Annotated in this window: 8 protein-coding genes; 3 read left to right on the forward strand and 5 right to left on the reverse strand. The window is 71.3% G+C overall.

The window, feature by feature from the left end:
* Positions 1-55: 55 nt before the first annotated feature.
* The 4 genes from ACFWE2_RS23425 to ACFWE2_RS23440 form a co-directional block, all read right to left on the reverse strand.
* Positions 56-1,300: an aminotransferase gene (locus ACFWE2_RS23425; protein ID WP_377226620.1), complete on the reverse strand. Its 1,245-nt coding sequence runs from the start codon at positions 1,298-1,300 to the stop codon at positions 56-58.
* A 46-nt stretch (positions 1,301-1,346) separates the two neighbouring features.
* The gene (gene rocD / locus ACFWE2_RS23430) at positions 1,347-2,822 is read right to left on the reverse strand and encodes an ornithine--oxo-acid transaminase (protein ID WP_377226613.1); all 1,476 of its coding nucleotides are present in this window, start codon (positions 2,820-2,822) and stop codon (positions 1,347-1,349) included.
* Positions 2,823-2,890: 68 nt separating this feature from the next.
* A complete protein-coding gene (locus ACFWE2_RS23435) occupies positions 2,891-3,673 on the reverse strand; it encodes a hypothetical protein (protein ID WP_377226614.1) in 783 nt (260 codons plus the stop codon).
* A gap of 1 nt (position 3,674) precedes the next feature.
* A complete protein-coding gene (locus tag ACFWE2_RS23440; protein WP_377226615.1) occupies positions 3,675-4,160 on the reverse strand; it encodes an OsmC family protein in 486 nt (161 codons plus the stop codon).
* A 148-nt stretch (positions 4,161-4,308) separates the two neighbouring features.
* On the opposite strand from ACFWE2_RS23440, the gene ACFWE2_RS23445 reads away from it, so the two are divergent.
* From ACFWE2_RS23445 to ACFWE2_RS23455, 3 genes are read left to right on the forward strand one after another with little or no spacing between them, the layout of a single operon-like run.
* Entirely contained in the window at positions 4,309-4,932 is a 624-nt protein-coding gene (locus tag ACFWE2_RS23445; protein ID WP_377226616.1) for a hypothetical protein, read from the forward strand.
* A 49-nt stretch (positions 4,933-4,981) separates the two neighbouring features.
* Positions 4,982-5,785 (forward strand): thymidylate synthase, encoded by an 804-nt coding sequence (locus ACFWE2_RS23450; RefSeq protein WP_377226617.1) that lies wholly within the window; start codon positions 4,982-4,984, stop codon positions 5,783-5,785.
* The gene (locus tag ACFWE2_RS23455) at positions 5,785-6,291 is read left to right on the forward strand and encodes a dihydrofolate reductase (protein WP_377226618.1); all 507 of its coding nucleotides are present in this window, start codon (positions 5,785-5,787) and stop codon (positions 6,289-6,291) included. Before ACFWE2_RS23450 ends, ACFWE2_RS23455 begins: the two co-directional genes overlap by 1 nt.
* Positions 6,292-6,299: 8 nt before the next feature.
* Here ACFWE2_RS23455 and ACFWE2_RS23460 read toward each other — a convergent pair whose 3' ends face one another.
* A complete protein-coding gene (locus ACFWE2_RS23460) occupies positions 6,300-7,733 on the reverse strand; it encodes a serine hydrolase domain-containing protein (protein WP_377226619.1) in 1,434 nt (477 codons plus the stop codon).
* Positions 7,734-7,809: the final 76 nt, after the last annotated feature.

A 7,809-nucleotide genomic window follows, 5' to 3' on the forward strand; every position in this document is an offset into this window, starting at 1 on the left:
GACCCTCAGGTCACCCGGGTGACCTGAGGGTCTGACACGTCGGCGGGTCGGTCGGTCAGGCCTGCGCGGCCTCCGCCGCCGCGAGGAGGACGCAGGTCGCCACGCCGTCCATCGCCGTGCGGACCTCGTCCAGCGGGGGCATCGACGGCGCGAGGCGCACGTTCTTGTTCTCCGGGTCCTTGCCGTACGGGTGGGTGGCGCCCGCCGGCGTCAGCGCGATCCCCGCCTCCTTGGCGAGCTGCACCACGCGGGACGCGGTACCCGGAGCAACGTCGAGCGACACGAAGTAGCCGCCCTTCGGCTCGGTCCACGACGCGATGCCGTACCCGCCCAGCCGCTCGTTGAGGATCTGCGCCACCGCCTCGAACTTCGGTGCCAGGATCTCGCGGTGCTTGCGCATGTGCTCGCGCACACCGTCGGCCGTGCCGAAGAACAGCGCGTGCCGCAGGTGGTTGATCTTGTCCGGGCCGATCGAGGCCGCCGACAGGTGCTTCTTGTACCAGGCGACGTTGGCCGCCGAGCTGGCGAGGAAGGAGACGCCCGCACCGGCGAACGTGATCTTGGACGTCGAGGCGAACATGATCACGCGGTCCGGGTGCCCGGCCTCCGCGGCCAGCGCGATGGCGTTCGGGCTGGTCACCTCGTCGTCGGTCAGGTGGTGCACCGCGTACGCGTTGTCCCACAGGATGCGGAAGTCCGGCGCGGCGGCGGGCATCGAGACCAGCGCGCGGGCGACGTCGTCGGTGATGACCGCGCCGTCCGGGTTCGAGTAGGTGGGGACCACCCACATGCCCTTGATGGTCGGGTCCTCGGCGACGAGCGCTGCCACTGCCTCGGCGTCGGGCCCGTCCGGCGTCATCGGCACCGAGATCATCTCGATGCCGAACGCCTCGCAGATCGTGAAGTGCCTGTCGTAGCCCGGCACCGAGCAGATCCAGCGCACCTTCTCTTCGCGCGCCCACGGCTTCGGGGACTCGGGGAACCCGAACAGCTCTGCGTACGCGACGACGTCGTGCATGGTCGTGAGCGAGGCGTTGCCGCCGGCGAGGAGCTGCTCGACGGGCACGTCCAGCAGCTCGGCGAAGATACGCCGGATCGGGAGCCCGCCGTCGAGCCCGCCGTAGTTGCGCGCATCGGTGCCGGAGTCGTCGGCGTGCACACCGACGCCGGGCAGGGCCAGCATCGGCTCGGCGAGGTCGAGCTGCTCGGCCGACGGCTTGCCACGCGTGAGATCCAGCTTCAGGCCCTTGGCCTGAAGCTCGGCGTAGGCCTGCTGAAGCTCGGGGAGCGCCGGGAGCATGACGGTGGAGGACGACGTCGTAGTGGTCACCTCCCGGAGCCTACGCTCAGCCGGCGGTCGGTGACAGTTCGGAGCGTTCGTCGGTGCCTTCCGTGGCGTCCTCGCCCGGCTCGTCGGCGGAGGCGGTGTCCGTCGCCTTGTCCGTCGTCTCGTCCGTGGCGGTGTCCGTCGCCTCGTCCGTGGCGGTGTCCGTCGCCTCGTCCGTGGCGGTGTCCGTCGCCTCGTCCGTCGACTCGTCCGTCGTCTCGTCCGCGGCCGCTTCGGCTGCCGCGTGCGCCAGCTCGTTGGCGGCGGCCGCTGAGTGCTCGCCGCGGAGCGCGACCAGGGACTCCTCCAGGATGTCCAGCGCCATCTCCAGCTCGGGCTGGACTATCGACAGCGGCGGGGACAGGCGAACCGTCTCGGTACGTGAGTCCTTGGCGAGGACGCCGCGTTCCAGCAGCGCCTCGCAGAGCTCGCGCCCGGTGCCCAGCGAGGGGTCCAGGTCGATGCCCGCCCACAGCCCGACGGTGCGGGCCTCGGCCAGCAGGCCTCGTTCGACGAGCGCCTCGAGCCGTTCCGTGAGCACCTTGCCCGACGCCGCCGCGCGGGCCTGGTACTGACCCGTCGAGAGCAGGTCGAGCGCCGCGATGCCGACGGCGCACGCGAGCGGGTTGCCGCCGAACGTCGAACCATGCGTGCCAGGGGTCAGCACGCCGAGGATCTCCGGCTTGCCGACCACCGCCGAGACCGGGATGATCCCGCCACCCAGAGCCTTGCCCAGGCAGGCCAGGTCGGGCTGCACGTCCCAGAGCTCACAGGCCAGGGTGGTGCCGGTGCGGCCGAGCCCCGACTGGACCTCGTCGGCCACCAGGGCGATGTCCTGCCTGGCGGTGAGCTCCCGCAGGCCGGGCCAGAAGTCGTCGGGCGGCACCACGACGCCGGCCTCGCCCTGCACCGGCTCCATGAGGACGGCCACCGTCGTGTCGTCGACGGCGGCGGCCACGGCGTCCAGGTCGCCGAACGGTACCCGCCGGAACCCCGGCGCGAAGGGGCCGAACCCGTCGCGCGCGGTCGGGTTGTCGGAGAGGCCGACGAGGGTCGTGGTGCGCCCGTGGAAGTTGCCGGCGGCGACGACCACCGTCGCCTCGTCCTCCGGCACGCCGCGCACGTCGTAACCCCACTTGCGGACCGCCTTGACCGCGGTCTCGACGGCTTCCGCGCCGGTGTTCATCGGCACCACGAGGCTGTCCTCGCCGCCGGTCGTCAGTACCCCCACCACCTCGACGAGCCGCTGGGCGAACTCCTCCAGCCGGTCATGGTCGAAGGCACGGGACGTGAGCGTGACCTGGCGCAGCTGCGACATCGCCGCGGCCACGAGGCCTTGGTGCAGGTGCCCGAAGTTCAGGGCCGAGTACCCCGACAAGAAGTCGAGGAACTCGTTTCCGTCCGTGTCCCAGACGTGCGTACCGTGCGCCCGCGCGACGGTGATCGGCAGTGGGTCGTACGTCGGGGCGAGTGCGCCGTGGGTCGTGTCCGCCATGACCCGCAGCCTAGGGCGGGTCCTGCCATCCCGCCGAGCAAATGCGTATATGAGTTACCCAGCCGTGCCTACTTCTGCTCGATGACCCGGGGGAAGCGCTCCGGAGGTGCGCCGAACGCGACGCGGGACTGGGCGATCACGGTGTGGCCGAGGGCGCGCGCGCCGACCCAGCCGACCACCGCGCCCACGCCGAACGGCAGGATGCGCCCCAGCAGCAGGCTGCCCTGCTTGGCGATCTGCTTCTGGATGAACCGGTGCGTGAGCGCCTTGTTCACCTTGTACAGGGTGGTACGCGGCATGCTCGTGAGCAGCACCTTGCCCCAGGCGACACCCGAACCGCCGATGGCGTTCTCGACGTCCTGTGCACCCTGGTCACCGAGCACCGTGGCCAGGAGCAGGGCCCGGCGGCGCGGGACGTCCTGGACGTCAATGCCGTGCACGTCCGCCACCGCGAGGGAGAACGCGGCCGACGAGGCGAAGAACGTCGCGACGTCGCTCGTGGAGAGCGCCACGCTCGCCGCGGTGCCCACGGCCGGGATCGCCGCGGCCGCACCGACCGCGGTGCCCGTCGTCTGGATCACCCGCATGTACTCCTTCTCCAGGAGCTTGATGATCTCCGCCGGGCTGGCGTCGGGGTTGCGTGCCCGGACCTTGTCCACATGCTTGTGGATGCTCGCGGACGGGATCGTCACCGCCTTGTCGACCAGGTGGTCGAGCGGGCTGTCCGGCTTGTAGTGGACCCAGTCCGCCGGCGTGACCTCGACGCTGTCGTCCGGCTTCAGCACCGCGTCGCCCGGAGTCGGCTGGTCGCCGGGCTCCGGTGCCGTCAGCTTCTGCTTGTCGTCGACCATGTCAGCCCTCCGTCGGCTGCTCGAACTGCGCGTCCGGGATCTGGGCGCCCGCCTTGAGCGTGCGGCCCACCGTGCATGCCTTGTCGATCGACCGCTGCGCGATGGTGAGGAGCTTCGCGCGGTCCTCGTCGTCGAGCATGGACAGGTCGATCTCGAACTTCTCCGTGAGCACCGGGTACCGGTCCTCGGCCATGTCCTTCGGGTCCTCGACCCGGATGGTGGTCTTGTAGTCGTCGCCGAGCCGGCGCGCGAACGCCCTGTCGCTGCTCATCCCCGCGCACGCCGCGAGGGCGACCTTCATCAGCTCACCCGGCGTGAACACAGCCCCTGCCTCGGCCGGGCCGATCTCGACGCGCGCGCCGCGGGCCGAGAAGCCCGTATACGTGCGGATGCCGTTGCGCTCCACCCAGAGCGGGTCCGTCGGCGAGGGGGTCACGGCGTCTGCGGCGGCGCTCGTGGCGCTCGAGGTGGTGATCTGCTCCGTCATGAGGATCATCCTTCCACTGGTCACCGACACGGTCACGGAGCGAGGTCCTGCGCGCCCCGCTCGGTCGGACTAGTGCACAACGCGAACGGGGTCCGCGACGTTCCCGTTCACCGCGCAGAGTGCACCCGACGCTGCGACGATCGTGCTCATGGCGCAGAACCCGAGCGACAGCCCCGAGGCGACCGGCCCTTCGCCGACCGGTCCGACGCCCACCGGTCCGACGCCGAGCGACCCAGCGGCGGCACAGCCCGCTGCGTCGTCCGCCGCCCGGTGGCGGCCCGACTGGCGCGACCTGGTGAAGCGGCTCGTCGGCGTCGTCGCGGTGATCGTGGCCGTCTGGCTGATCTACCTGTTCCTCGACGCGTTCCTGCCCCGGTGGTGGGCGCAGGTGATCGGCAACGCGGTGGACGGGTCGTTCACCGCCGGTGCCTGGTGGGGTCTCCTGATCGGTGGCGTGTTCACGCTGGCGCCGGTCCTGCTCCTCGCACAGGCAGTCCTGACGAGGAGGTCCCTGCGGGTGCGCAGCGGATTCCTCGCGCTGGCGGTCCTGCTCGCGGTGCCGAACCTCCTGACGCTGGGCATCGTCCTCGGCACGTCGGCGGCGGCGCACGCCGGCGAGCGCATCCTCGACGTCGACGGTCCGGCGTTCCGCGGCGGGACCGCATGGGGTGCGGTCATCGGCGGCCTCGTCGCGCTGACGATCGTGACGATGGGTGTGCTGTACCGGCGACGCGGCGCCCAGCTCAAGGAGCTCCGGGCGAAGCAGGGCTGACGGCGGCGCGCGTCGCCGTCAGCCGCGGCGCTCGACGTAGGCTTGCCGCATGACCGCGATCGACACCCCGTACGAGGACCTGCTGCGCGACGTGCTCGAGAACGGGACCCACAAGGGTGACCGGACGGGCACGGGGACGCGGAGCGTCTTCGGGCGGCAGATCCGGTACGACCTGACCAAGGGCTTCCCGCTGATCACCACGAAGAAGGTGCATCTGAAGTCGGTCGTGTACGAGCTGCTGTGGTTCCTCCGTGGCGACTCCAACGTGCGCTGGCTGCAGGAGCGCGGGGTCAAGATCTGGGACGACTGGGCCGACGAGTCGGGCGAGCTGGGCCCCGTCTACGGTGTCCAGTGGCGCTCCTGGCCCACGCCGGACGGCGGCCACGTGGACCAGATCGCGAAGGTGGTCGAGCAGATCCGCACCAACCCGGACTCGCGGCGGCACGTCGTGACGGCGTGGAACCCCGCCGAGGTGGACGACATGGCGCTGCCGCCGTGCCACGCCCTGTTCCAGTTCTACGTCGCGGACGGCAAGCTGAGCTGCCAGCTCTACCAGCGGTCGGCGGACCTGTTCCTCGGTGTGCCGTTCAACATCGCCTCCTACGCGCTGCTCACCCACATGGTCGCGGCGCAGGCCGGCCTGGCGGTCGGCGAGTTCGTGTGGACCGGTGGCGACTGCCACATCTACGACAACCACGTGGAGCAGGTGCGCACCCAGCTCGAACGGGACCCGTACCCGTACCCCTCGCTGCGGCTGGCGCCGCGGGAGTCGATCTTCGACTACGAGTTCGAGGACGTCGAGGTGCTCGGCTACGTCTCGCACCCCACCATCAAGGCACCGATCGCAGTCTGATGATCGGACTCATCTGGGGACAGGCACGCGACGGCGGCGGACGGCCGGTGATCGGCGCCGGCGGGGACATCCCGTGGCGCGTGCCCGAGGACTTCGCCCACTTCAAGCGCATCACCGCGGGTCATCCGGTCGTGATGGGGCGGCTCACGTGGGAGTCGTTGCCGAAGCGCCCGCTGCCCGGCCGCACCAACGTCGTCGTCTCGTCGCGCGGCCCGGACGGGGTGGTGGACGCGGACGCCGTGCCGGCCGCGACCATCGGCGAGGCGCTCGAGATCGCCGCGAACGCGCCCGGCGGGGACGAGATCTGGATCATGGGCGGCGCGCAGGTCTACAGCGAGACGCTGCCTGTCGCCGACGTGCTGGAGGTGTCCGAGATCAACAAGGAGGTCGAGGGCGACGTGTTCGCCCCGGAGATCGGCCCCGAGTGGACGGTCACCGCCTCGACCGAGTGGACGACGTCGTCGTCCGGCCTCCGGTTCCGGCACCTGACGTACACCCGCGCCTGACCGATCGGTCACCCCCGCTGGGCCGGACCTGGCGCGGCACGGTAGGCCGCGTGGAAGTTCCACGCGTGGTCGGCGGTCTCACCGAAGATCTGGGACTGCCCGGTCAGGGTGCCGTCGGGTGCCCAGGCGAGCCGGATGCGCCAGGTCGTCAGGTTGTCGCCGAGCAGCGAGCAGCGCAGGTCAAGGGTGCCGGGGCTGGTCCAGCCGGCGGTGACGACGGCGGGCTGGCCGTCGACGACGGTCCGTACCGGGCGGTCGAACCGCAGCTCGACGTCCCAGCCGGCTGCGGCACGGTCGTCGGGTCGGGCCGGACCGTCGAGGCCGGTCAGCCGGCCGCCGTCGTCGTCCAGCGAGAGCACGAGTCCGGCGGGACCGGGGCCGTCGACGACGTTCGAGTACCGCTCGGCAACAGGCCGAGCGTGTGCGGCGACGTGACGAGGCGCGGGCCAGCGCATCTCGACGGCGGTGTCGTGCGCGCCGCTCAGGGCGCGGCCGGCGTCCAGCCCCTCGACCAGTGGATCGATCAGCACCTCGAGCACGTCGTCGATGAACCGGTCGCCGCTCGGGCAGGCCTGGAAGTCCGCGGTGACCACTACCGCGAGCCCCCGCGCGGGGTTGCCGTAGACGAGCTGACCGCCCAGCCCGAACATGAGCCACCATCCCGGACGGGGAAGCCAGAGCTGGTAGCCGTAGCCGCCCCGCAGCGCGGCGGCGGAGTTCTGCAGCGCGGTGTCCGCCTGTGGGCTCGTAGCGGCGCGGAGGTATTCGGCGGGCAGGAGCCGGACGCCGTCGTGCACACCGTCGCCGAGCAGGAGGTGCGCCAGGCGCAGCAGGTCGCGCGGGGTGCAGACCAGCCCTGAGCCGCCGTGGGCGATCCCCTCGGGCCCGGTGAGGAACCGCAGGTCAGGGCTGATGCCCAGCGGGTCGAACAGGCGCGGCCGCAGGTAGTCGGGGAGGGACGTGCCGGACAGCCGCTCCACGAGCGCGGCGAGCGTGTACGAGGCGCTCGTGTCGTAGGAGAAGACCGTGCCCGGCGGATGCGTCGGCGGCACGCGGAAGTACGACTCCAGCCAGTCGCCGTCCGTCCGCTTGTACGTGGTGGACGCGTGCGGCCCGCGCATGGCGAGCATGTCCCGGAGGGTCGTTGCCTCGAGCCACGGATGCACCGGGCCCATCTCCGGTCCCATCTCGGGAAAATGCTCAGTGACGGGGTCGTCGAGGCCCAGCAGCCCCTCGTCCGCGAGCAGCCCGATGGCCAGGCCCGTGACCGTCTTGGACACCGAGTACATCCGCTGGGGCGTGTCCAGGCCGGCCGGCTCGCTGACGCCGTGCGCGACGATCTCGCCGCGGACGCTCACCTGCACGGTGTGCACGGCGATGTCGCACGCGGCCGACCGGCGGGCGAGCGCGGCGACCAGGTCGTCGGTGAACAGGTCCGGCATGCGTACCTCCTAGGGCGACCCCATGTCCGCGGGGTGTGTTGCTCTGCGTAGACGTTGTCTACGCGGAGCAACACAC

The sequence above is a fragment of the Promicromonospora sp. NPDC060271 genome (assembly GCF_042726755.1).
Classification (GTDB): Bacteria; Actinomycetota; Actinomycetes; order Actinomycetales; family Cellulomonadaceae; genus Promicromonospora.

What these genes read in the sequence shown, in the direction of transcription:
- ACFWE2_RS23460 (WP_377226619.1), bottom strand. Translation starts at nt 7,733, where the DNA reads ATGCCGGACCTGTTCACCGACGACCTGGTCGCCGCGCTCGCCCGCCGG.
- ACFWE2_RS23445 (WP_377226616.1), top strand. Translation starts at nt 4,309, where the DNA reads ATGGCGCAGAACCCGAGCGACAGCCCCGAGGCGACCGGCCCTTCGCCG.
- ACFWE2_RS23450 (WP_377226617.1), top strand. Translation starts at nt 4,982, where the DNA reads ATGACCGCGATCGACACCCCGTACGAGGACCTGCTGCGCGACGTGCTC.
- ACFWE2_RS23440 (WP_377226615.1), bottom strand. Translation starts at nt 4,160, where the DNA reads ATGACGGAGCAGATCACCACCTCGAGCGCCACGAGCGCCGCCGCAGAC.
- ACFWE2_RS23425 (WP_377226620.1), bottom strand. Translation starts at nt 1,300, where the DNA reads ATGCTCCCGGCGCTCCCCGAGCTTCAGCAGGCCTACGCCGAGCTTCAG.
- ACFWE2_RS23455 (WP_377226618.1), top strand. Translation starts at nt 5,785, where the DNA reads ATGATCGGACTCATCTGGGGACAGGCACGCGACGGCGGCGGACGGCCG.
- rocD (WP_377226613.1), bottom strand. Translation starts at nt 2,822, where the DNA reads ATGGCGGACACGACCCACGGCGCACTCGCCCCGACGTACGACCCACTG.
- ACFWE2_RS23435 (WP_377226614.1), bottom strand. Translation starts at nt 3,673, where the DNA reads ATGGTCGACGACAAGCAGAAGCTGACGGCACCGGAGCCCGGCGACCAG.